This is a genomic window from Paenibacillus sp. p3-SID867 (genome assembly GCF_025142895.1).
Lineage (GTDB): Bacteria > Bacillota > Bacilli > Paenibacillales > Paenibacillaceae > Paenibacillus_AQ.
The window spans coordinates 68,390-92,892 of the sequence record NZ_JAMBDM010000008.1; the positions used below are offsets into that span (position 1 = coordinate 68,390).

22 protein-coding genes are annotated in these 24,503 nt (G+C 48.4%); 16 read left to right on the forward strand and 6 right to left on the reverse strand.

From position 1 onward, the window contains the following. Nucleotides 1–12: 12 nt before the first annotated feature. The 10 genes from M4D81_RS17230 to M4D81_RS17275 all read left to right on the forward strand — a co-directional run bounded on the left by M4D81_RS17230 (nt 13) and on the right by M4D81_RS17275 (nt 10,597). Nucleotides 13–1,644 (forward strand): extracellular solute-binding protein, encoded by a 1,632-nt coding sequence (locus tag M4D81_RS17230; protein ID WP_260067456.1) that lies wholly within the window; start codon nt 13–15, stop codon nt 1,642–1,644. 84 nt (nt 1,645–1,728) lie between these two features. Beyond that, nucleotides 1,729–2,688, forward strand: a complete 960-nt coding sequence (locus tag M4D81_RS17235) for an ABC transporter permease (protein ID WP_071224370.1) — start codon at nt 1,729–1,731, stop codon at nt 2,686–2,688. Nucleotides 2,689–2,702: 14 nt separating this feature from the next. Then, nucleotides 2,703–3,584 carry a carbohydrate ABC transporter permease gene (locus tag M4D81_RS17240; RefSeq protein ID WP_194542117.1) on the forward strand — a complete coding sequence of 294 codons (882 nt, stop codon included), beginning with the start codon at nt 2,703–2,705 and terminating at the stop codon, nt 3,582–3,584. Nucleotides 3,585–3,599: 15 nt separating this feature from the next. Next, nucleotides 3,600–4,727 (forward strand): glycoside hydrolase family 88 protein, encoded by a 1,128-nt coding sequence (locus M4D81_RS17245; protein WP_260067457.1) that lies wholly within the window; start codon nt 3,600–3,602, stop codon nt 4,725–4,727. 173 nt (nt 4,728–4,900) lie between these two features. Then, nucleotides 4,901–5,536, forward strand: coding sequence for a copper resistance CopC family protein (locus tag M4D81_RS17250; protein ID WP_260067458.1), 636 nt, complete (start codon nt 4,901–4,903; stop codon nt 5,534–5,536). Next, nucleotides 5,537–6,625 (forward strand): copper resistance D family protein, encoded by a 1,089-nt coding sequence (locus tag M4D81_RS17255; RefSeq protein WP_260067459.1) that lies wholly within the window; start codon nt 5,537–5,539, stop codon nt 6,623–6,625. Nucleotides 6,626–6,770: 145 nt separating this feature from the next. Next, nucleotides 6,771–7,202 (forward strand): GNAT family N-acetyltransferase, encoded by a 432-nt coding sequence (locus M4D81_RS17260; RefSeq protein WP_260067460.1) that lies wholly within the window; start codon nt 6,771–6,773, stop codon nt 7,200–7,202. 68 nt (nt 7,203–7,270) lie between these two features. Further along, the gene (locus M4D81_RS17265) at nt 7,271–8,962 is read left to right on the forward strand and encodes a GAF domain-containing sensor histidine kinase (RefSeq protein ID WP_260067461.1); all 1,692 of its coding nucleotides are present in this window, start codon (nt 7,271–7,273) and stop codon (nt 8,960–8,962) included. A 4-nt stretch (nt 8,963–8,966) separates the two neighbouring features. Next, nucleotides 8,967–9,608, forward strand: coding sequence for a response regulator (locus M4D81_RS17270; RefSeq protein ID WP_260067462.1), 642 nt, complete (start codon nt 8,967–8,969; stop codon nt 9,606–9,608). 173 nt (nt 9,609–9,781) lie between these two features. Then, complete coding sequence (locus M4D81_RS17275; RefSeq protein ID WP_260067463.1) at nt 9,782–10,597, forward strand: NmrA family NAD(P)-binding protein; 816 nt, start codon at nt 9,782–9,784, stop codon at nt 10,595–10,597. A gap of 91 nt (nt 10,598–10,688) precedes the next feature. Here the strand turns inward: M4D81_RS17275 and M4D81_RS17280 are convergent, their stop codons facing one another. Then, nucleotides 10,689–11,564 (reverse strand): AraC family transcriptional regulator, encoded by an 876-nt coding sequence (locus M4D81_RS17280; RefSeq protein WP_260067464.1) that lies wholly within the window; start codon nt 11,562–11,564, stop codon nt 10,689–10,691. 196 nt (nt 11,565–11,760) lie between these two features. Between M4D81_RS17280 and M4D81_RS17285 the strand changes: the two genes are divergently transcribed. The 5 genes from M4D81_RS17285 (at nt 11,761) to M4D81_RS17305 (ending at nt 17,912) form a co-directional block, all read left to right on the forward strand. Further along, nucleotides 11,761–14,448, forward strand: coding sequence for a glycoside hydrolase family 78 protein (locus tag M4D81_RS17285; protein WP_260067465.1), 2,688 nt, complete (start codon nt 11,761–11,763; stop codon nt 14,446–14,448). A gap of 134 nt (nt 14,449–14,582) precedes the next feature. Next, the gene (locus tag M4D81_RS17290) at nt 14,583–15,005 is read left to right on the forward strand and encodes a cell wall hydrolase (RefSeq protein ID WP_194542125.1); all 423 of its coding nucleotides are present in this window, start codon (nt 14,583–14,585) and stop codon (nt 15,003–15,005) included. An 88-nt stretch (nt 15,006–15,093) separates the two neighbouring features. Next, nucleotides 15,094–15,492, forward strand: a complete 399-nt coding sequence (gene gerQ, locus M4D81_RS17295) for a spore coat protein GerQ (RefSeq protein ID WP_397376706.1) — start codon at nt 15,094–15,096, stop codon at nt 15,490–15,492. Nucleotides 15,493–15,932: 440 nt separating this feature from the next. Further along, nucleotides 15,933–17,252: a hemolysin family protein gene (locus M4D81_RS17300; RefSeq protein WP_216531156.1), complete on the forward strand. Its 1,320-nt coding sequence runs from the start codon at nt 15,933–15,935 to the stop codon at nt 17,250–17,252. A 159-nt stretch (nt 17,253–17,411) separates the two neighbouring features. Continuing rightward, nucleotides 17,412–17,912, forward strand: a complete 501-nt coding sequence (locus M4D81_RS17305) for a hypothetical protein (protein WP_233354823.1) — start codon at nt 17,412–17,414, stop codon at nt 17,910–17,912. 232 nt (nt 17,913–18,144) lie between these two features. On the opposite strand, the gene M4D81_RS17310 is transcribed toward M4D81_RS17305, so the two are convergent. The 4 genes from M4D81_RS17310 to M4D81_RS17325 all read right to left on the reverse strand — a co-directional run bounded on the left by M4D81_RS17310 (nt 18,145) and on the right by M4D81_RS17325 (nt 22,541). Further along, the gene (locus M4D81_RS17310) at nt 18,145–18,957 is read right to left on the reverse strand and encodes a DUF4367 domain-containing protein (RefSeq protein ID WP_260067466.1); all 813 of its coding nucleotides are present in this window, start codon (nt 18,955–18,957) and stop codon (nt 18,145–18,147) included. Continuing rightward, a complete protein-coding gene (locus M4D81_RS17315) occupies nt 18,935–19,525 on the reverse strand; it encodes an RNA polymerase sigma factor (protein ID WP_071224353.1) in 591 nt (196 codons plus the stop codon). Before M4D81_RS17315 ends, M4D81_RS17310 begins: the two co-directional genes overlap by 23 nt. A gap of 386 nt (nt 19,526–19,911) precedes the next feature. Next, nucleotides 19,912–21,141, reverse strand: a complete 1,230-nt coding sequence (locus M4D81_RS17320; protein ID WP_260067467.1) for an aminopeptidase — start codon at nt 21,139–21,141, stop codon at nt 19,912–19,914. Between the two features lie 167 nt (nt 21,142–21,308). Next, a complete protein-coding gene (locus M4D81_RS17325) occupies nt 21,309–22,541 on the reverse strand; it encodes an aminopeptidase (protein WP_260067468.1) in 1,233 nt (410 codons plus the stop codon). Nucleotides 22,542–22,684: 143 nt separating this feature from the next. On the opposite strand from M4D81_RS17325, the gene M4D81_RS17330 reads away from it, so the two are divergent. Continuing rightward, nucleotides 22,685–22,960: a hypothetical protein gene (locus tag M4D81_RS17330; protein WP_071224350.1), complete on the forward strand. Its 276-nt coding sequence runs from the start codon at nt 22,685–22,687 to the stop codon at nt 22,958–22,960. Nucleotides 22,961–23,110: 150 nt separating this feature from the next. Here the strand turns inward: M4D81_RS17330 and M4D81_RS17335 are convergent, their stop codons facing one another. Next, entirely contained in the window at nt 23,111–24,463 is a 1,353-nt protein-coding gene (locus M4D81_RS17335; RefSeq protein WP_071224349.1) for a TrkH family potassium uptake protein, read from the reverse strand. Nucleotides 24,464–24,503 lie beyond the last annotated feature (40 nt).

Sequence of the window (24,503 nt, forward strand, 5' to 3'; positions counted from 1 at the left end):
AGGCGTCGTGATTTGAAGACAAACCGGAAACGTGTTGCGAGACTTGCGATCTTTATGCTGATTGTGGCTATGATTGCCGGATGCAGCGGAAAAAGCTCGGGGGCCGAGGAGCCTGCCGGGGAAAAAGGCAAGGAAGGAACAGGCGTGGCCACTGGTGGTGATCCGGAATATCCTGAACAGTTGACCTATTGGGTATCGCTGAATGCAAATGCCTCTGCAACGATGCAGGATATGAACGGAATTGCCGCATATCAGGAATTGGAAAAAACGACAGGCACCAAAGTGAAGTTCCAGCATCCGCCGGCGGGCCAGGAGGCAGACGCTTTTAACATTATGGTCTCTTCAGGCAATTTGCCGGATGTGGTGGAGCATGGATGGGCCAACGTATCAGGAGGTCCGGATAAAGCTATTTCGGACGGGTCCATCATCCGCCTGAATGAGTTAATTGAAGAGCATGCACCAAATCTGACGAAAGTGTTGAACGAGCACCCGGAATATAAAAAGCTGATTACGACAGACGGAGGAAACATTTACGTATTTCCATTTATCCGCGGGGACGAATATTTGCTGACCTTTAACGGCCTTATCATCCGCAAGGACTGGCTTGACCAGCTTCAGCTGCCCGTACCGGAAACGATGGATGAGTGGTATGAAGTATTGAAAGCGATCAAGACCAAGGATCCGAACGGAAACGGGCAAGCGGATGAAATCCCGCTGCTGCTGGATATGGATATGACGGCCATCAATCATGCATTTGTCGGCGCGTGGGGAGTTACAACCGGATTTTATCAGGTGGATGGAAAGGTCCAGTATGGACCCATCCAACCGGAATTCAAATCTTATTTGGAAACGATGAGCAAATGGTATGCGGAAGGCCTGATCGATCAGGATTACGCGGCAACGGACGGCACGCTTAAAGATGCCAAAGTGACCAACAATCAAGTGGGTGCCTTCTCCGGTTACATGGGCAGCAGCCTCGGCCGCTATTCCGAGCTCATGATAAAAAGCAATCCGGATGTAGAACTGGTGGGCGCTCCGAACGTTGTCCTGAATAAGGGGGATAAACCGATCCTTGGACAGAAGGATTCGCCGTTCAACGGATTTGGGGCAGCTGTGACCAAAGCGAACAAGTTCCCGGCGGAAACGGTGAAATGGCTCGATTACAAATATGGGGAAGAAGGACATATGCTGTTTAATTTCGGAGTTGAGGGAGTCAGCTACGAGATGAAGGACGGATACCCGACTTATACCGATGAAGTGATGAAAAATCCAGATGGGCTGTCGATCACCCAGGCGATGTCAAAATACAACCTGGCCAGCTATTCGGGACCTTTCGTCCAGGATCGCCGATACATCGAGCAGTATTCCGCGCTGCCTCAGCAGAAAGCGGCTATTGAGACATGGATGAATGCGGAGAATGACCGTTTGATGCCGATTATTTCCCCAACGGCAGAAGAAAGCACGCGTTATGCCTCGATCATGAACGATATTAATACGTACTACGAAGAAATGGTCAACAAATTCATTATGGGCGTGGAGCCGATCAGCGGTTTTGACCAATTTGTCCAAACGGTACAGGGTATGGGCATTGAGGAAGCGCTCCAGATTCAACAAGCCGCGCTGGACCGGTTCAACAGCCGTTAAGTTGTAGGCGCATGAAGAGGGAGAGACCTCGACGGGATTCTCCCTCTAACTGTGAATGATTTTTTTGTCAGAGGAGGGCATACGGTGCAGCTTAAGGAAGAGACAAACCGCGTTACGATACAGAGCAAGCCAGAGAGGTTCAGCGCAAGAGCTGCGAAGGACTTTCGCCGAAACTCCACGATTTACCTGATGCTGCTGCCGGTTGTGGCGTTTTATGCCGTGTTTCACTACGGACCGTTATATGGCCTGCAGATTGCGTTCAAGAACTTTTCGGCAGGGCTCGGCATATGGAATAGCCCGTGGGTCGGATTTCAACACTTCAGCGAATTCTTTAACGGATTTTTCTTTGAACGAGTGGTTACCAATACCATTATACTGGGCGCGTACGATCTCATATTTGTTTTTCCCGCATCCATCGTGCTGGCGTTAATGCTGAATGAGGTACGACATCGCATATTTAAGCGGACGGTACAATCCATTACGTATATTCCCCATTTCATATCTGTCGTTGTGGTTGTCGGGATGCTGGTGGATTTCTTGTCGGTAGACGGGCTGATCAATCATATCATCACCTACTTCGGCGGCAAACCGATATCATTCATGCGGCTGCCGGAATGGTTCCGCACCATATATACCTCATCTGCGATCTGGCAGGGGGTCGGTTGGGGCTCCATTATATATCTCGCAGCTATTTCCAATATCGATCCGTCCCTTTATGAAGCGGCTAAAGTGGATGGTGCCGGCCGCTGGAAGCAGATGCTTCAAATTACGTTGCCTGGCATCCTGCCAACGGTCATCATTCTGCTCATCCTGCGGATTGGTTCCTTTATGGCGCTGCAGGATGAGAAGATCCTGATTATGTACAATCCGGTTACCTATGAGACGGCCGACGTAATCGGTACCTATGTCTACCGTAAGGGGATTCTGGAAGCAAGCTACAGCTTTAGTGCCGCCGTCGGCATGTTTAATTCCATGATTAACTTTATGCTGCTCATTGGAGCCAATTATCTCAGCAAGCGGTTTACGGATACGAAGCTGTGGTAGAAAGGGGGGCATCTATGCGAACTTCAAAATCTGTCAGTGAAGTCCTGTTTGATTCTGCGAATGTCATTCTCTTGTGCTTGTTATCGATCGTCACGTTATACCCGTTTCTCTACGTATTGTTTGCTTCAATCAGCACGCCGGCTGATTTCGTTCAGCACCGGGGAATCCTGCTGTGGCCCAAGGGCTTCTCGCTGGATTCCTATCGTATGGTATTTGAGAACCCCAATATTATCCGAAGTTACCTGAACACGATATTTTATGTGGTGGTCGGCACGACGCTGAACATTCTGATGACGGCTCTCGGAGCCTATGGCTTATCCAGGAAAAATGTGATGTGGAAGGGCACCATCATGATGCTGATCGTAATGACGATGTTTTTTGACGGCGGGCTCATTCCGAAATACCTGCTCGTGAAAAATATGGGTCTGCTCGATACGTACTGGGCATTGATTATTCCAAGCGCCATGACGACATGGAACTTGATTATAATGCGAACGGCATTTCAAGGAGTACCCGATGCGCTCGAGGAATCCGCGCGGATCGACGGAGCCAGCGATTGGACCATTCTGTTCCGGATCATCATCCCGTTATCGCTGCCGGTCATTGCCGTCATGGTGCTCTTTTACGGGGTGTGGCATTGGAATAAATGGTTTGACGCCCTCATCTATTTAAGGGACCGGGACTTGTTTCCGCTTCAGCTCATCCTGCGCGAAATTCTGATCCAGAACGATACCAGCAGCATGATGACCTCGGTAGGAGGGGGAGATCGGATGCCGGTTGGCGAAACCATTAAGTATGCAACGATTATGGTGGCTACGCTGCCGATTTTGTTTCTATATCCATTCCTGCAGAAATATTTCGTGAAAGGCGTCATGATCGGAGCCATTAAAGAATAAGGAGGCAGTTGACTCATGTGGGAGCAAGCCATTATGGATGCGGTAGAAAAAACCAAGCGGAATATCGGTCAATTTCCGATGAAGTTTCCTCACATCACGGAAGAGAAGCGTTACGAGTGGGGAGAAAGCAATGACTGGATTGAAGGATTCTACACCGGGATGATCTGGCTGTGTTATGAATACACGAAAGACCCCCTGTTTAAGGAAACGGCAATAGCACACTTGGAGGATTATAAGCAACGCCTGCAGGAACAGCGGCATCTGGACCATCACGATATCGGATTTCTGTATCTTCCCTCTGCACTGGCCGCGTGGATTGTGGATGAGCATGAAGAAGGCAAACAGCTTGCTTTGAAAGCAGCGGACCATCTGATGCTGCGCTGGCGGGAAGAGGGACAGTATATTCAGGCCTGGGGCCGGAAAGGCGACGAGAAGAACGGCGGTCGCATTATTATCGATTGCATGATGAACATTCCGCTGCTGTATTGGGCATATGATCAGACGGGTGATGAGCGATACAAGCGCGTGGCCGTAGCGCACGCGGACAAGAGTCAACGCTACTTAATGCGGGGTGATGATTCGTCGTATCATACCTTTTACTTCAATCCGGAGGATGGAACCCCCATCCGAGGAGGAACGCATCAAGGATATCATGACGGATCAACATGGACGCGCGGCCAGGCATGGGCCATCTACGGATTTGCGCTCTCATACCGCTATACCCGTGATCCGAAATATTTGGATACGGCTTTACGCGCCGCTCGTTTCTTTATTGAATACTTGCCGGAGGATCATGTTGCGTATTGGGATTTTGACGTTCCGATTGAAGAGGGTACACCTCGCGACAGCTCCGCCTCCGCCATTGCGGCGTGCGGCATGCTGGAGATATTGGAGCATCTGGACGGAGAAGATGACAATAAAGGGCTATTGACAGAAACCGTTGAGAAGTCGATGATATCTCTCGTAAACCAATATTCTACCATCGGTGAAGCAGCAGAGGAAGGCTTAATCAAGCATGGTTCCTATTACGTCAGAGGCGGTGCGGGACCGGATGATTATATGATCTGGGGCGATTACTATTACCTCGAAGCCTTGCTGCGGCTGACCAAAGGGATACCCGGCTATTGGTACGAGAGAGGTTAGCATCATAGAATCTGTAAAACGAACTGGGGATGTCGCGTGATATGCGGCACTCCCTTTTTTGTGTGAAATAGCAGTGGGTCATTGTTCACAATATACTCATTAGCATTGTCAGAATGTCTTTGTTATGATGAGGAAGATTCAAATTTGAGATAAATGGTTTGGAGGAGATATGCGTGTTGAAACATGTGAAAACTTCAGTCTTGCTGACCCTGGGTCTGCTGCTAATACTGGTATTCCCGACTGCAACGTGGGCCCATTCCAAGCTGGAAACCAGTACGCCCGCGGCGGATGCCAAGCTGACGGAAAGCGTGCAGGAAGTAAGCCTGTCATTTAATGAAAATATCGATGAAAACTTGAGCACGCTCAAGATAAAGAATGCGCAAGGCGAATCGGTTGAAGTAGCAGAAGTCAAGATCAATCAGAATACCATGCTGGGGACGCTGGCTGCACCACTACCATCCGGCTCCTACACGGTTGAATGGAAAATTGTGGGCGGCGATGGACATCCCGTGGACGGGACGTACGCCTTCGAAGTAGATGCCCCGGAAGCGGAAGCCACTCCGGAGACACCGGCAGATACCGAAGAAACGCCTGAGGATACAGCAAATACACAGGATGAAGCAACACCTGCGGAGGATACCGCTGCGGACAACACGGATCAAACGGCTGGCCAGGATCAGCAGGCAGACAACACTTCGGCTCCCGAACAAACGGCAGGCAGCGGTTCAACCGTGTGGATCGTCGTCATCGTGATAGTAGCATTTGTCGCAGGATATTTTGGAATTCGAGCCTCACGGAAGAAAAAATAAATGTCTTACTATTGGTTAAGTGAGCCGTTTCTATATGTAGCCTACGCCATTCTGGCAGGCATCACGGTACTGTCCCTCGTACCGAAAGCATATAAGCCGGACATTTCGGTTCCGGCCTGGCTTGGCCCGGTGGCGGCAGGGGCTATCATCGTATTTGGATTTGTGCCGCTGTTGCAGATCATGATGTTCTTCAAGGATGATATCGGGTTCTGGAAGTCCTTTAACAGCATCATGTTCAAGTTCAGTGAGGGTGAGCGTTACGCCTGGATTCTGGTTCTCTCGATCCTGTTGGCGATTCTGACCATGCTTGTCCGCCGGAAGCCGGGTTCCGTATTACGCTGGCTTATGCCCGTTGCCTTGCTGGGCATTGCGGTGGCCATGTCCTCGTTTAATCACGCTGCATCCCTGTTCGAAAGCACAGGACAGCTTGCATTCTTCGGCCATTTTACAGCGATGGCGATATGGACGGGAACGTTGCTGATAACAGGATGGTTCAGTACGGATCAGAGCCGCTGGAGTGCGTTTCTTAGATGGTTCCATCCAACTGCGATCGTCTGTGTCATCATTGTTATCGGATCGGGATTATTCTTGATGACGGCCGTGACGCCGGAGCCGATAAACAGCTGGACGCTGTCTTATGGTCAGGCTCTGCTGGTTAAGCATATTCTCATTCTGCCGCTGTTGGTGTTCGCGTTTGTAAACGGTCATCTCGTCAAGCGCAAGCTGCGCCGGGATTCCGGTTATCATCCGATGGCATGGGCACGAAGTGAGGGTGTTCTGATCTGGTTGATTTATATCGTCACCGGATACATGAACCAGCAGCCTGCTCCGCATGAGGTCATTGATACATTGGCCTTGTATGGCCCTGCTGCAACTTTTGTTTGGTTCCATCCCGGGTTTACGATCGGTGAGCTGGCTTTCACGTGGAGTTGGATAGGAATTCTTAGCCTCTGTCTCGGACTAGCGCTTCTGTGGAACGTCGTGAACGTATTCCGCAGAAACCGGGCCGCGGCAGGCGCGTTGTTATGCGGGCTCGGCGCCGTTGTGCTCATTTATTGCGGCCTGATGTTCTCGGTTACTACAGTTTAATATCGTTTGAGTTGACAAGATCCTTGCTGTTTACGCGGCAGGATCTTTTTTTTATGATAGGATGAGGAAGCTCAGGCTGGATAAAGATGGTATACTGGCGAGTAAAAGGACCACCTGCACCTACTCTGCGAATGGAGGAAGTTTTATGAAAAAAGAGAGACATATCCGCTTGGCCTCTCATTCGGACGCATCCATCCTGGTCCGGTTAAACTGGGAGTTTAATGAAGTGTTAATGCCGCTGGAGGAAGCTGAACATCACTTAAAACAATCGGATGAAATTGTGGCCATAGCCTATTTAGGCGATGACCCTGTTGGATTTGCCTGTGCTCAGTCCTTCCAATCCTTCTGTTACCGTGAGCTTGTTGGCGAGATAACGGAAATGTACATTCAGGAGCGGGCAAGAAGGCAGGGGCTGGCAGGAATGCTGCTCGTTTTTCTGGAGGATCAATTGATTGCGCGTGGGGTGAAGGCCGTTAAGGTGCTTACGGGTCATGATAACCACCAAGCCATCGGAGTTTATGAGAAATCAGGTTATAAGCGGGAGGATGAAGTGCTTCTGGAGAAAGAGCTTGGGTAATATGTCGCTGTGTGTAACCTGCTAAGCAATGGGAATTTCTCTTATCGATAGGGGATGGAGTGAGCCTGATGTTATGTGATAAAGACCAATACGTTGAAGAATTGCTCATTCTGAAGACAATAGCGGAAAATTTGAACCAGAGCAACGATATGAAGCAAATGCTGCAAACGACACTTGAAAAATTGCTGGATTTAACCCAGCTTGAGACAGGATGGCTCTTTCTGATCGGAGATCAACCACATTATGATCAAATAGCCGATGTCAACCTTCCGCCTGCTTTATCACGGGATAACAAAAAACCGATGCGATGCGGAGACTGCCTATGCCTGCGCTTGTATTGGGCAGGAAATTTAAATGAACCGGTTACGATTATTGAATGTGAACGACTGCATAATGCCAAAAAGGAGTGCTGGGGAGAAACTCACAATCTGACCCATCATGCTACGATTCCCCTCACGGTTCAAGGTAAACGGCTGGGGCTGCTGAATGTGGGTTCGCCGGGCAAAAAGCATTTTAGCGAGGGAGAGCTTGCGTTGTTGCAATCCGTTGCCTATCAGATTGGAACGGCGGTCGAGCGAACAAAACTGTCGGAGCAAAGGGAGAAGCAGGCGGTGGACAGCATAGCCCGTTTCATCGTCGATTATTATGCCAAGGCAAGCAAAGTAACCAGATATCTATGGAAAATTAACGATATGAAGAGAATGCATGTGGCGATTGTGGAGGAGCTTGCTCATGCATTTGGCTGGCCGACTGTTGCCATGATTACGTCTGACGATGACAACTTGTATCTTCGTACGGTCCGTCAGAATGAAGTGACGCATAGCTGCAAGGAGCTGGTACGAAAGGCTGCCCATAAGACCGCACGAAAGTCAGGAATCGTACAACGGGCACATGAGGAACAAAACGTAGTGGTGCAAGAAGGCCTGGTCCGGGTGCTTCCCGGCGTTCAGCCCCATACGTATACGGCGGCGATACCATTAAAGCATCTTGAGCGTATTTTTCAGACCTATGAGACGATGGGGGTGCTCTTTATTGGCCGTGAGAGTGGGCCCTTCTCTGAGCTGGAGGTTGAAATCTTAGAGGTGCTGGCGGAGCATATATCATTGGCCATTGAAAAGATATGTTTATATTACGAGTGGCAGGATTTATTGTTGGTTGAAGAAAGGAACCGTTTGGCACGGGATCTACATGATTCCGTCAATCAAAAGCTGTTCTCTCTTTCACTGCTTGCCCAAGGCGTGCGTGAGACGACCTTACATGAGAATCCGCATACGGCGGAGGCAATACACGACATTGGACTGCTTGCCCAGGAAACGCTCACTGAAATGCGCATGTTAATATGGCAGCTGCGACCTTCCGGAGAGGCCAAAGGGATATTGGCTTCGCTGAAGGCCTATGCTGAGAAACTTGGCATACAGCTGACGTTTATCATGAAGGATATTCCTGTTTTGACGAACCGGGTGGAAGAGTCCTTGTATCGCATTGGGCAGGAGGCATTGAACAATATCAGCAAACACGCGGGTACGAACCGAGCCTGGATCCGAATGGAACAGGACGGCTCCAGTCTATATATGAAAATATCGGATCAAGGCCGAGGATTCAACCCGGGATCGCCCGAACTTTGTCCGCATTCGCTTGGGCTTACCAGCATGAGGGAGAGGGCTTCAGAAATACAAGGAACCCTAAGTATAAGCAGCGAGGAAGGCACAGGGACGATGGTGACCGTAATGGTTCCGTTTTTATCCAAGAAAGAGGTTTGAACTTATGAAGATTAAAGTGTTAATCGTTGATGATCATCTCGTTGTATTAAGGGGGTTGCGCTATTTTCTGCAGACACAGCCCATGATCGAAATCGTAGATCAAGCTCTTAACGGGCTAGAGGCTCTGGATAAGGTAGAGAAGCTGCAGCCTGATGTGGTCCTGATGGACTTGAAGATGCCGGAGATGGACGGAGTCGAAGCCACGAAGCGAATCACAAACAAGTTTCCACATACGAAAGTTATCATTCTTACCAGTTTTGCCGATCGGGATTCGGTTCTGCCGGCGATTAAAGCGGGAGCTATTGGATATCAACTGAAGGATATCGAGCCTAAAGTGCTGGTCGAAACCATCATCGCTGCCGTAAACGGCAATCGCATGCTTCATCCTCAGGTAACGAATCAATTAATTGCCCATGTGGCGACAGATACCGAGCCTGTTAAAGGAATCGACATTCTGACTATTCGTGAGCAGCATGTACTTGAACAGATTACGCTCGGCAGGAGTAACAAAGAAATCGCCGCAGAACTACATATTGCCGAGAAAACGGTAAAGACGCATATCACGCATATTCTGGGAAAAATGGAGGTGCAGGATCGCACCCAGGCGGCCTTGTACGCGATAAGGAACCATTGGTTCGACACATAACCATCAGACTATGGTCGTAGTGACAGGTCTTATCTTCGGGTAAGGCCTTTTTTGTATGGCTGATTTAGACCAGGGCTGGACGTAACCGGTCTGGAATTGCGTTTAAATGGAACTACAGGGAAACAAGAAGTACACCACTGTAGGCTTGAATGGCTAAAAAGGAGGAATTAACAATGACCATATTAGTTACAGGTGCGACAGGAAAAGTTGGTCGACAGGTGGTGAATGAGCTGCTTAAGACTGGACATCGCGTCAAAGCGCTCAGCCGCTATCCGGTATCAGCCACATTACCTGCTGGCGTGGAAGTGGTTGCCGGTGATCTGAGTAAGCCCGACACGCTGGTTCCAGCATTACGGGGTGTAACCGGCCTCCATTTAATCACGACAGGAGCAGGCTACGTCCCGCTTACGACAGGGGAGGAGATTATCCGAATCGCGGAGGCTGCCGGAGTAAAGCGCGTCAGCGTATTGTGGGACGGAAAGAAAGGAACGGTGGAGGAAGCACTAGAATCGAGTAATCTGGAATGGACACAACTGCAGCCGGTCGATTACATGTCCAATGTAATGAACTGGAGAGAATCGATACGAACAGAGGGTGTTGTACGCGATATGTTTGGCGATTCGTTAAATGCTTCGATCCATGAGCGGGATATCGGACGGGTGGCTGCAGCGGTCCTGTCGGAGGACGTTCATGTGGGCCAAATTTATCCCCTAACCGGTCCCGAGGCGCTAACGGTTCCTGACAAGGTGCAGATTCTTAGTCACTATATCGGTAAAGAAGTAAAGTTTATTCAGTTAACCGAAGAGCAGGAGCGTAAACGAATGGCCGGACTTGGGGTTGATGAGGGCGTCATCGATTACGTCATCAACTGGTACAAGAATCCACCGATCGAAGCATATACCGTCAATCAAACGGTTGAACAGATTACAGGACGTCCTGCAAGAACGTTTGCCGAGTGGGCGGAAGAGCACGCGAAATACTTCAAATAAGAAATGGAAATGCTGGAGTACATTCAAAAAGCATGATGATCGAGTATTCAGGATCATCATGCTTTCATTATTTGCCGGAGAGTCCCATCGTTTATGAATGCTGAATATCGCTCCGGTATTGACCAGGCGTGAGTCCTGTATTTCGTTTAAACACGGAGTGAAAAGAATGCATGTCCTTATAACCGACCTTCTCGGCAATCGTGCTGATTTTGTCCGAGGTGGTGCGCAGCAGCTCGCGGCTCATTCGAATCCGTACGGTTTGCAAATAATGATGCCAGCTCTGGCCTGTATATCGGCGGAACAGCCGCTGCAAATGGCGCTCGCTGAATCCGCTGATATGTGCAAGCTGCGTCAAAGTGAGCTCATGCATGTACTGCACTTCCACGTATTGAAGGACATCCTGAAAGGAATGGTGCTGCGGCACCGAAGGCATCGTATGCGGATGTTCAATGACACGGCTGAACTCAATGATCAGCTGCAGCAGCAGCGTGTGCAGATAAACGGCAGAACCGCTGCCGGGCATGGCATTTTGTTCATAGAGGGAGCTAAAGAGTCTCTCGAAGCGATCATGTCGGTCCATAATCGAATGGTACCCTAGGGAGCCATCTTCCATGCCTTTCAAAAAGGCAGCCGTATCCGAACCTGTTGTAAAAGCAATCAGTTTGGGCAGCAGCTGTACAGAGAAAATGCAATTATTCACGATGAGCGGCTTCCCGTTTGCAGAAGTGGGCCGGAATACATGAGATATTCCGAGTGGGATATAGAACATTTGACCTTTGCGTACGCGCTGTACCGAGTTCTCCAGGTGATGAAAACCTTCACCCTCCGCAATATAAGCAATCTCCAGAAAATCATGGTTATGGTATGAGCCTGTAAAATTCTCCGCGTTTCGATTCACATACATCAAGGTGTCATCCTGGAAAAAGGTATCTCCATAATAGGTTTCCATGGGTCGCTTCATCATCATTCTCCTTGTCGTTAATAGGGAAAGAATGTCCGTTATGCCTCATATTGTTGTCCGATATCCCCATAATTCCACGTTCAGGTTCACTTATAATAATAGTTGAAACAGGCACGGTTAGGGAAGCGCACATCCCGAGTTGCGGCCTATAAAACTTGATTGTGGCAATAACCTTTAATGAAGGTGAACGGAGGGATAGCCTATGTTCAGCGTTACGGATTTACGATGTGAGTATCAGCATAATCCGATTGGAATCGGCGAGAAGCATCCGCGTTTAAGTTGGAAGCTGGTCTCGGACGAAAGGGCATTCAGGCAAACGGCCTATGAGATTGAAGTTTCGAATGATGATCGTTTTGCTGTGCCCTTTTGGACTTCAGGGAAAGTAGCTTCTTCGCAATCGGTTCATGTGGAATTAAGCGAATGGAGCGTATCGTCTTGTAAGCGCTATATTTATCGAGTCCGCGTCTGGAATCAAGCCGGGGGGGTATCGGAATGGTCGGATGCAGCCTATTGGGAGACGGGTAAACTGCAGGGAGAGAAATGGATAGGGGAATGGATAACGGCACCTAGATCTTTGCTACCAGCCGACTCTGCTCATCTACCGCTCCTTCGCAAGAGCTTCAGCTTGAAGTCGCCCATTGCGAAGGCGAGAATATACGCCTCGGCCTTAGGCCTTTATGAACTGGAACTGAACGGGCAGCGGGTGGGAGATTGTTATTTCACACCCGGATGGACGAGTTATGAACATGCAATACAGACGCAAAGCTATGACGTGACGGATATGCTGAACGCTGGCCTAAACGGAATCGGCGCTTGGCTCGGAAATGGATGGTACAGGGGACAATTGGGATGGGAAGAACGGAGCGCAATCTATGGGGATCGATTAGCCCTTTTGCTGGAGCTGCATATTACGTATGCAGACGGGAGCGAAGAAGTCATTGCAACCGATTCAAGCTGGCGGTCGGCCAAAGGCCCGATCACGATGTCAGAACTCTATCATGGTGAAACCTACGATGCCCGGTTGGAGCTGGAAGGCTTCAGCTCAGGAGATTTTAACTCAAATGATTGGCATGGTGTCGAAACGATCGATCACGGGTTTGACATGCTGAAGCCTCAGATTAACGAGCCCGTAAGAGCCATCCAAAAGGTGCAGCCCGTTGAATGTCTGATTACACCCAAAGGTGAAACCGTCCTCGATTTCGGACAGAACCTGGTGGGCTGGGTCCGGTTTAGCGTGTCCGGCGCGAAGGGTGCTATCGTGACGCTGCAGCATGCGGAGATACTGGATGCCGAGGGGAACTTTTATACGGAGAACCTCCGGACCGCTAAACAAACCATTCAGTATACGTTAAAAGGTGGAGGACAAGAAACCTATGAGCCACGGTTTACGTTCCAAGGCTTCCGGTATGTCCGCTTAGACGGTTTCACGGAGGAGCAGCTGAACCGTGGGGTTTTCGAAGCAGTTGTGCTCCATTCGGACTTTGAAGAAACCGGAACTTTTCAATGCTCAGATCCCATGGTTAATCAATTGCAGAGCAATATTCGATGGGGGCTCAAGGGGAATTTCCTGGATGTGCCCACGGATTGTCCCCAGCGTGACGAGCGGCTTGGCTGGACGGGAGATGCACAGATGTTTATTGGAACGGCGGCCTATCTAGCGAACGTGGCTCCTTTCTTCACCAAGTGGTTATCCGATCTGGCTACAGAGCAGCGTGGCGACGGGGCAGTGCCTTTCGTTGTCCCTCATGTGCTTGGCGATGAAGCCTATGCTTCAGCAGCATGGGGAGATGCAGCGGTCATATGCCCGTGGACGGTATATGTCAGTTATGGCGACAAGCGGATATTGGAACGTCAATATAAGAGCATGAAGAGCTGGGTCTCCTATATTCAGGCACAGGGGGAGAATGAGTATTTGTGGAATACCGGCTTTCATTTTGGGGACTGGCTGGGACTTGATGCGAAATCCGGCGACTATGTGGGTGCTACAGAGCGGGATATCATAGCGTCGGCATTTTATTGTTATTCGGTAGATCTGCTTAGGAAAACGGCGATCGTATTGGGGCAGGAAAAAGATGCCGCCCTGTATACGGAGCTTAAAGAAAAGGTGGTCGCTGCATTTCGCAACGAATTCGTGACCCCGTCAGGAAGGCTAGCGGCTTCGACTCAGACCGCGCATGTGCTTGCGCTCATGTTTGGGCTGCTGGATGAAGAAGCGGAAAAACGAGCAGCGAAACGTCTCTATTCGCTGCTGGAGGAGAGTAGATTTCATCTAACGACAGGCTTTGTGGGAACACCCTATATTAACCATGTATTGAGTCAGCATGGCATGCATGACGCGGCCTATAAGCTGTTGCTGCAGCGGGATTATCCTTCTTGGCTGTACCCGGTTACGAAAGGCGCCACCACGATATGGGAGCATTGGGACGGTATTAAGGAAGATGGCAGCTTCTGGAGCCGGGATATGAATTCATTTAATCATTATGCTTACGGAGCCATTGGCGAGTGGCTGTATCGTACGGTTGCCGGCATACAAACCGTGGAGGAAGCGCCGGGTTATAAGCATATCGTGATTGCGCCCGTGCCGGGCGAAGGATTGACATGGGCTGAAGGCGTGATCGATACGCTGTACGGATCCGTCCGGTCAAGTTGGAGATTGGAAAGTCGTGGAGAGTTTCAATTAGAGGTAACCATCCCGCCTAATACAACAGCGGAGATCCGACTGCCAGGCGTTTTTAATGCTTCAAGCGTTACAGAAGGAGAGGCGATACCTCTAGACGAAGCGAGAGGGATTCAATCTGCACGTGATGGTGAAGCGGGTGTTGTGATTCAAGCGGGCTCAGGAGAGTATACGTTCAGATATGTTTATTCCGATCATGCTGTGCAGTCATGAATAGAAACAGGAAGCGTAAAGTTCCTTACCGCGCTGGACCGCGGTAAGGAACTTTTTTTCTCTTCACATAGTCACATTTATGGGCGAATGCACATACAAATACAAAGTGATCTTAAGGAAGCGAGGGGAACTCTGTGGCAGTCATCAAAGCGAATTCGAATGATGTGGATCTTCTGGCAAGATTGATCCGCGCAGAGGCAGAAGGCGAAGGCGAGCAGGGCATGCTCATGGTCGGGAATGTCGGAGTGAACCGGATATTGGGCAACTGCCTGGATTTTCGAAACATCCGCAGCATGAACGATATGGTTTTTCAGAGCCCGGGTGGTTTTGAAGCAACACAGAAAGGCTATTTTTATCAACGAGCCAGGGATCGGGATCGTCGGCTAGCCCAAAGGGTCATTAATGGGGAACGCATATGGCCGGCTAGCAACGCGCTGTGGTTTTTCCGGCCGGCAGGAGATTGCCCGGCAACCTGGTACAATCAGCAGAACACAGGCCGATTCAAAGCACACTGTTTCTTCACCCCGACATATGCCGATTGCCCGTCCGTTTTTTGATTCATGTTATACAACCGCTTAGGCGGGAGTTATAAATTAAAGGAGGAAATTACTTATGTACAATCAAGGTGTGCCACCTGTGAACTTCATGAATGGAGTCCGTTATCCGGGAGTGCCGAACCGCGGGACGGCTGGTTATACGGCGAACGTTCCACCGCAGGTGCCTAGCGGAAGCCCAATGACTCCAGGAGGCACCGTTGTTCCCGCCCCGCAATTCGAACAATCCTATGTAGAGAATATTCTACGACTGAATCTGGGCAAACAGGGAACCTTCTACATGACCTATGAAAACAATTCGCAATGGAATGCCAAGGTGTTCACAGGTGTGGTCGAAGCTGCTGGACGCGATCATATCATTATCAGCGAACGGTCGACAGGCCGCCGTATCATCCTGCTGATGGTAAACCTGGATTATGTCGTGTTCGACGAGCCGCTTCATTATCAATATCCAGGTGTTATCGGCAATCCGCCACCAACGGCTAGATAATCGATCCGATTGCATAAAAAACCCTCGTTTACTCAGGCGTAAACGAGGGTTATTTCTTTATGTTATACTTTGAAATATTCAATGTCATGCGATTTATTCCATCCAACGCGTGCGGATTCATCGTATTCTATTAACATTTTGAATGTTTATTCATAGAATATATCAATTCATTGAAAAACGAGTGCTAACGGCTGAGAATCAAATTAAAGCTTATAACAACGCTGATTAATGTCATAAGACAACGTTTGACTGTGTATCGTAGTACTATATAATTAATTATATAGCTTGATTAAGTCGGAATAAGACAAGGAGATGAGACCATTGGGAAGTTGATGCGTAGTCCGAACACGCTGTTATGCTTGATGGCACCACACATTTTTAATAACCGAAGGAGGTGTTCCTATTCGTCATAGCATGCTGTATGGCGGGTAGGAGATCGATTGAGTGACCCCTTACCGAGTTTGATAAGTTTAACCTTGGTATTGATTCTCGTCCTGTTAAATGGATTTTTTGTATCGGCTGAATTAGCTTTCGTTAAAGTGAAAAGCAGCCGTATTGACGCTCTGGTCGAAGAAGGACATAGACGTGCAAAATTTGCGCAGAACATACTGAAGAACCTGGACGGATATATATCCGCATGCCAGTTTGGTATTACCATCGTGTCCATTGGACTCGGATGGATTGGCGAAAGAACGATATCCGCCATGATTACGCCTTGGTTTCATGGCATAGGCTGGAGCAATACAGCCGTTCATGCCGTGTCCTTGGTAATTGCCTTCATCCTGATTGCACTTATGCACATTGTATTTGGTGCATTGGCGCCCAAGACGGTGGCTGTTCGTAAGGCGGAACAAATTGCGCTGCTATCAGCAGGCCCACTGCGGGTGTTTTACACGATGATGTTCCCGTTTATCTGGTTTGCCAATGGGCTCTCCAATAATGTTCTCCGTCTATTCCGGATGCAACCGGTGGTTGAACGGAATGTTCATACCGAGGAAGAACTGCGGGATATGATGAAAGAGAGCAGTGAGAGCGGCCTGATGGATAGTACGGATATGGTGTTGGTAGACAACATTTTTGAATTTGCTGATACGACAGCAAGGGAGATCATGATCCCAAGAACAGAAATGATCTGCTTATACAACAATCTTTCATTGGAAGAAAATCTAAAGATCGCAAGCGAGGGGATGCGAACCCGTTATCCGATTTGTGACGAAGACAAGGATCATATCATTGGCTTTATTCACATTAAAGATCTGATGCGCGGCTTCGTTCGCGACCAGCTTTCCTTGATTCGCCCGATCATTGCTGTTCCTGAGTCGATCAAGATCAGCGATCTGCTGCGAAGAATGCAGCGGAGCAAGACGCAAATTGCCATTCTAATTGATGAATACGGCGGGACTTCAGGACTCGTAACCCTGGAGGACATCATGGAAGAAATCGTCGGTGAAATTCAAGATGAGTTTGACGAAGAGCGTCCGGGCATTGAAAAGGTGGGGGAGGATGAATACTCCATTGATGGATTGATGCTGATCGATGAAATTAATGACCAATTTGGTCTGAACGTGGATACAGAAGACTATGATACGATCGGTGGATGGCTGTCCTCGCGTCTTGAGGTGCTGCTCCCACACAAAGGTCAATCCGTCATGTATGAGGATTATCGCTTTGTGATTGAGGAGACCGAGAATAAACGGATCTCGCGGATTCGTCTGATCAGGCAGCAGCAGCAGCTGATTCAGGAAGAAGCAGGTGCGTAAACTGGATATTAGAAGAAGCCTCGACATAATATGTCGAGGCTTCTTTTTATTTGCAGAAAAGTTTCAAAAAATATATCAATCCATGAAGAATTAGATACTTTTGTTCTGTCACTGCGTGTTAAAATATGGATGTTCCTATTACATTGAAAGAAAGGTGATATGATGTCAAAAGTACGCAGTCCTAAACGTATAGCTTCAGCGGTTGCAGTCAGTGTTCTATTAAGTTTATCTCTGGCAGGAGGGGCTTACGCGGATTCGGCTACAGACATTGCACCCGGTGCGTTAACGACTCCGCCTCCGGTGGAAATGAACCTGAATTCTTCTCTCAACACGTTAGCCAATAAATATTTGATGGATTATTTTTCTTCGATAGGGAAAGTAAGCAGTACTCAAGTAGGGATTAGCGCCACTACCAGTGCTTCTCAAGCTGTAGATTCTCTGGGAATCAATTATGTTCTTCAACGCTGGACGGGCTCCGCTTGGGTTGATTCGGGAGCTTCATACGATAACGGAACAAGTAGGGCCTCTCTGAGCGGAAGCAAAACTTTTAGTGTGCAGGCGGGTTATTATTATCGGGCCAAGACGATTCACTGGGTCAAAGAGAGCGGTACATATGAAGAAGGAACTTATCACACGAGCTCGATATTGGTGGCACAATAATACGAATTTGGATTTATGAAGGGAGTGCCTCGCAAGATCCTAGATCTTGCAGGGCACCCTCTTTTTTTGCGTAGAAAGACGCTTCGTACAGGAATCGTTTCACCCATCGCTGGCCCGTCATCTGCTGATCTGTGTGGCAGCCATGGAACAAAAAGGTCGAAGACCAGCCCTTAAGCCTGTCTTCAACCATTTTATTGGAAACAACCTGTTCTTTTTTAGATCATCTAAAAAATCATTGTATGCTGTTTGCAATTTTTATGAATTCTTCTTCTGTGAAGAAGCCGCTAATGGATACAATCACTTGATCATTATCGTATAAGAAGCGAAGGTTAGTCTCGGTTAAATAGGCTTTTGCTCCGGATTCAAGAATAATCGTCTTCTTAATATCCCCATTGAGATTGATCATTTTACCAAATGTCATCCCGATAAGATGTATATGGAAAAACTTTTCTTCCGAATTTTTATAATGAAGATGAAGCTCTTCAAAAGCTGGATTTTCATCCGTTATTAATGCTGTTGCCTCATAGAATTTGTAATCTTCCGGAAGATAATTGATTTTTGGTATTTTAAATGGTGCGCGTTTTTGCGATTCTGTCAGAGATTCATCCTTATCTGTGAAAGTAATATATTCGGTTTCCACTAATTGAGCTGGCGGTACATACCCTTCGGGCTCTATTCCCTGCTCCGGTGGGGGTGCCGTTAATGCCTTGCTCTTATCAACAGGCTCTCGCATACCGAAAATTTGGGTCACCACACCATTTCCCCAATCCTTGATCTCCTGATAAACCGGTGTTACCGCTTGAGTTACAGAGAAAGGAGAGAATATCAATGCACCAAAGGCCATCGATGCTGCGATGACTCCGGCTAACTGAAAATTGCGTCGACGCTGTTTCTTTTTGTGTACCTGTTTGATTTGCTGCTGAACCTGCTGCCAGGATTGTCGTTTGGATTCAATGTCAGTAGGGAGTGAGGAACGTGAAGCTGCACGATCAAAGGCTTCATCAAAGGCCTCATCAAACCAATCATCGTATTTTTCGTTGCTCATCCAATTCACCCCACTCTCTATACAGCATTTTCTTTACGGATTCTCTGGCTCGGAACAAGCGCTGCTTCACGATCTCTTCGCGAGTATTCAGCAGCTCCGCGATTTCCTTGTACGTCAGACTATGCTTCCAACGGTACTCAATCAATAGTTTGTATTCAGGCTTCAATTGGTCGAGATAATGCTCGATGGATTCCTCCAGCATATTTGACTCCACCTGATGTTCGACGTTCGTGGAAGAAACTACCACGTCGTCTTCATTAATAAAAACACTCTCGACATCCACTTGGTTACGGTATTTTTTATTTTTTCTTAAATAATTCATGGTTGAGTTTTTGGCGACGACACGGAGCCATCCCCGCATCTTGCTTTCGGTTTCAAAATTCGGCTTACTTGTAATCACTTTTATAAAGGACTCCTGAATGATATCCTCAACAGCAGCATGATCCCGTACGACATACAGTATCTGTCCATAAACGAGGTCATAAAATTCATAATAGACTTCTTCCTGAATAGGTTCGCTCAGATCAGCGAAATCTGCTGCAAGGAGGAGCTGTAATCGGTTGGACACGCGATAATCCCCTCTCTGGTGTAACCATCCTATTTCTCTCATCATTTTACAACATATCGGGTGAAAAAGCCCTATTAATTCTAATAACAGCCGACTCTAAAGACTGCTCCCGGGAACGGGTAGATTCTTATGAAGTCATGTGGTTGAAGCACATTAGCGTATGAGTTTACATGGCAATCTTAGATACGCGTCCATCTCTTCATCATATGCTCGGGATTCTATCGGTATTAATCGAAATAGGGTTGAAGTTGCATCGGGAAGGGAAGGGGCTAGAAGGTCCATTATGAAAAAAACAGAGCAGCCTCTGATTAAAAGACTGCTCTGTTGCATATTTCCGATCTTATTATCGGATGTGCTTATCCAGCAGATAACGAAATTGTAGCGGTTTAGGCCCAATTGCCGTCGATGAATACAGGCTCCTCTTTGCCATCATGAGTGATTCCGGTAATATGAAGCTCTTTGGAGCCCATCATGAAGTCAACGTGGGTAATGCTGGTGTTCAGACCGCTAGCTTGAAGCTGTTCGGACGTCATGGTCTTGCCGCCCTCAAGGTTAAAGGCATACGCGCTGCCGATGGCCAGGTGACAGGAGGCATTTTCGTCAAACAGTGTGTTGTAATACAAAATACCGCTTTCCGAGATCGGGGAGCGATAAGGAACAAGGGCAACCTCGCCAAGATAATGCGAGCCTTCATCCATGGAGATCAGGCGGGTTAAGGTATCTTCGCCTTGTTCCGCGGAGAAATCGACGATGCGGCCATTCTCGAACGTGATCGAGAAATTGTCGATGATGTTGCCGCCGTAGCTCAAAGGCTTCGTGCTGCGTACGGTGCCGTTCACACCGGTTTTGAGCGGAGCGGTGAACACTTCCTCCGTCGGAATGTTGGCAACGAAACGCTCGCCTTTCTCGTTGTGACTGCCCGCTTGGGCCCAGATATGTCCCTCCGGAAGCTCGATCGTAAGATCCGTCCCTGGTGAAGTGAAGCGGAGCTTATGATATTTCTTGGCATTGAGCTCATCCGATTTGTGCTGGAGGGTCGTGATATGCTCTTCCCATGCACCAATGGGATCATCGAGATCCGCGCGGACCGCGTGGAATATCGCATCCCACATTTTATCCACCTGCTGCTCGGCCGGAACGTCAGGGAACACCTTGGCAGCCCAATCAGGGGAAGCATAGGCAATTCCGGTCCAGCTCATTTTATCGGCTTGCTGATATTGCCGGTATTTCGCCATAGCGGCGCCATATGTACGCTGGTAATTGGAAATACGCTCCGGATCAACGCCTTTAAGCAGATCAGGGTTCGAGGAGAGAATGGTCAAGAAAGCAGCCCCTTGCTCGGCAAGCTCGGTTACTTCCTCCGCATAAAATGTCGGCGGCTCCAGAAAAGCTTCGTCTGGTGCCAGATCGTACCGTATCCGGTTCACAACTTCATCACTATAGTTCACCTTTACTTGCTTGGCACCCGTTTCATAAGCTTTCTTCACGATAAGACGTACCAACGGTGCAGCATCGATCATCGCGTTAACGACGAGCGTTTGTCCCGGCTGCACATTAGCACCCACCTTGACTGCAAGCTCCGCGTAGCGTTCCATTTTTTGTTCAAAGCTGGACATGAGAGCCCCTCCAATTCCTTTATGCTATCAATAAGTAATTTGATGCGCTTTCTTGATTATGACACAATTTTTCCGTTTGTAAATCAACCTCGGGTCAATTAAAGGCCGGAAAAGTTCAAGAAAGCAGCTACTTCATATGAAATAGCTGCTTTATGCTGTCCCGTTTCTTAAAATGCCCAGTTTCCTTTCAGGAATACCGGTTCTTCCTTGCCATCCGCCGTCACTCCGTAAATATCCATGTCGCCGGAGCCGATCATGAAATCAACATGGGTTACACTCGTATTGAGACCGCTTTGAATCAATTGCTCCTGATTCATATCTTTTCCGCCTTCCAAGCAGAAAGCATAAGCGCTGCCGAGTGCAAGGTGGTTGGAGGCATTCTCATCAAACAACGTATTGTAATACAGGATGTTGGACTCCGAGATCGGGGATTGATGCGGCACCAGCGCCACTTCTCCAAGATAACGGGCACCTTCATCCATGTTCAGGAGACGCTCAAGGGTTTCATAACCTTGCTCTGCCGTGAAGCTGACCACTTTACCTTCTTCAAAAGTAAGGGAGAAATTGTTCACGATGTTTCCGGCATAACTCAAAGGCTTCGTACTGTGTACGATTCCGTTGACGCCTGTTTTGAGCGGAGCGGTAAATACCTCTTCTGTTGGCATGTTAGCCACAAAGGAATGTCCGCGTTCGTTGATGCTGTCGCCTTGCGCCCAAATATGCCCTTCCGGCAGCTCGATGGTAAGATCGGTTCCCGGTGCGATATAGTGGAGTTTCTTGTATTTCTTAGCGTTCAATACGGTGGATTTCGCTTCAAGCACTTCGAGGTGCTTGTTCCAGGCTTCAACCGGGTTATCCTGATCCACACGCACGGTGTGGAAGATGGCATCCCACAATTTGCCGACTTGTTCGGATTCCGGCACATCCGGGAACACCTTGGCTGCCCAAGCTGCTGAAGGCACAGCGATCAGACACCAGCTAAACTTGTCGGACTGCTGATAAGCGCGATAGGTCTTCAATGCTTCACCGCGCGCTTTATAGAAGTTTCCGATACGCTCGGAATCAATGCCGCTGAGCAGGTCGGGATTTTCGGCAAGCACGTGCAGAATGGCTGCGCCGTTCTCCACCAATTCCGTCATTTCGCCGGCATACCATTTCGGCGCCTCGGTAAAGACGTCATCCGCAGCTTTTTCGAATTGAAGTCTTGTTATCGTTTCGTCGGTCCACAGGATCTTAACCAGGCGGGCACCCGCTTCGTATGCCTTTTTGGCAATCAAGCGAGTAAATTCGGCGGAATCCACAGGAGCATGAACCACTAAGGTTTGTCCTTCTTGTATGTTAACTCCAACCTTTACAGCCAACTCGGCATATTTGTCCAAGTATGTATTGAAATCGGACATTTGGTACCCTCCAATGCAATTTAATTTACCAACCCATATTATACTAGATCAAGGCGTATAAGAAAAACAATAATCAGCTGCCAGGAAAAGTGATATACTGAGTCTTGTGAGTGCTTTACAACGTAAAGAAGGAGCGTGAAAACGTGTCAGAAGTCCGAATCGAGCGTGCGGATATGAAGCGGGATGATAGCGATCAGTTCGTAGGATATACCGTATTTTCTATAGATGGACATGCATCAGCCTACGAGATCACTTTCCTGAGCAAGAATGGCCGGGACTGGGACTACAGCTTGAACTTCGCTGGCGAGCCTGGAATCGAGGAGCAGTTTCTTCAGATTGACGAGCGGATTGAAGCCGACAACGAATTGTTTGATGACTTGCTGGATGCTGCCATCGATGCCAGTGAGTTCGGCGAATAAGTCGATTTTGGATATGTATTCCAATGAAACAAACCGTACGCCTCCCATGGAAGGGGGAAGTGTACGGTTTGTTTAAGATTGTATAAGCTTTCAGGTAAGCTGACCACATTCGATAATCGCAAGAAATGTTCCGACAGGGGAGGAGTACAATTAACCAATCGTAATCCGGCCTTCCGGATGGCGGTACAGTTCTTTATTATTCTTGCGGCTAAGCGCATAAGCAAGGGTTAGCGGACCTAACCGGCCAAGGAACATGAGCAAGGCAATGGTCACCTTGCCAACCCCGGACAGCTCGGTTGTAAGTCCCATGGATAACCCGGCTGTACCGAACGCGGATACGGCTTCGAACAGAATTCTTAAGAATTCGCCAGATTCCGTAATGGACAGAAACATGGAAGCTCCCACCAATAGCAGCAACGATAGAATCGTTAGTGTAATGGAACGGTAAACCAGGGCTTGGGAGATTCGATTGCGATAGAGAACAACATCCCGTTTTCCCTGGATCATCGTAACGACGGCACCGATGAGTACGGCGAAAGTAGTCACCTTAATTCCGCCTCCCGTTGATCCGGGAGCTGCCCCGATGAACATCAGGAGAATCATGAAGAACTGGGAGGATTGCTCCAGACTCGCGATATCCAAGGTGCTGACGCCACCGGAACGGGGAGTGATCGATTGGAATAAGGAAGCCATGATTTTTACAGGGTATGAAAGCGGCCCTAATGTTTTGGGATTGCCATGCTCCAGAATAAAGATCATGACAGCCCCAATTACGATTAATAGTGACGTTACGGTTAATACAACCTTGGAGTGAAGAGACAGTTTCTTGCATTTCGGATATTCAATAAGATCAAAAATGACGATAAAGCCGACTCCTCCAAGGAAGATCAAAAGCATGAGAATAATATTGACAAAAGGATCCGCTACATAGGTTGCAAATCCTGAGAAGGGTCCGTGAATTTGGCCAAAGAGGTCAAAGCCTGCATTGTTGAAAATGGAAATACTCTGGAATATGCCGAAGTAAGCCGCATCGGAAAGCGGCATGATGGCAGAGAACCTGAGCGTCAGCAATAATGCGCCTGCCCCTTCTATGATCAGCGTATAGACGAGCACTCTTCGGATGAGGTCTACAATCCCTTGAATTTGGTATTGTCCCATTGCTTCCTGAAGGATCATGCGCTCCCGAAGCGAGATTCTGCGGTTGAACATCAATGCAATCCAGGTGGCTGAGGTCATAAAGCCCAATCCGCCAAGCTGAACGAGCATGAGCATGACAATTTGTCCAAATATGGACCAATGGGTACCTGTATCCACAACGGTTAAACCCGTTACACTGATGGCGGAAACCGCAGTGAAGAGAGCATCTACGATTGGGGTAGAAGTTCCGTCCGCCGTAGCGATGGGAAGTTTGAGCAGGAATGTCCCAATCAGTGTAATCGAAGCAAAGCCGATTGCCAGAAATTTGGGAGGGGTCATTTGGTTGCGAAGGTCTTTCTTTTTCATGCCAATTATCCTTTTCCGAAAGTTTAATTTTGAAATCATT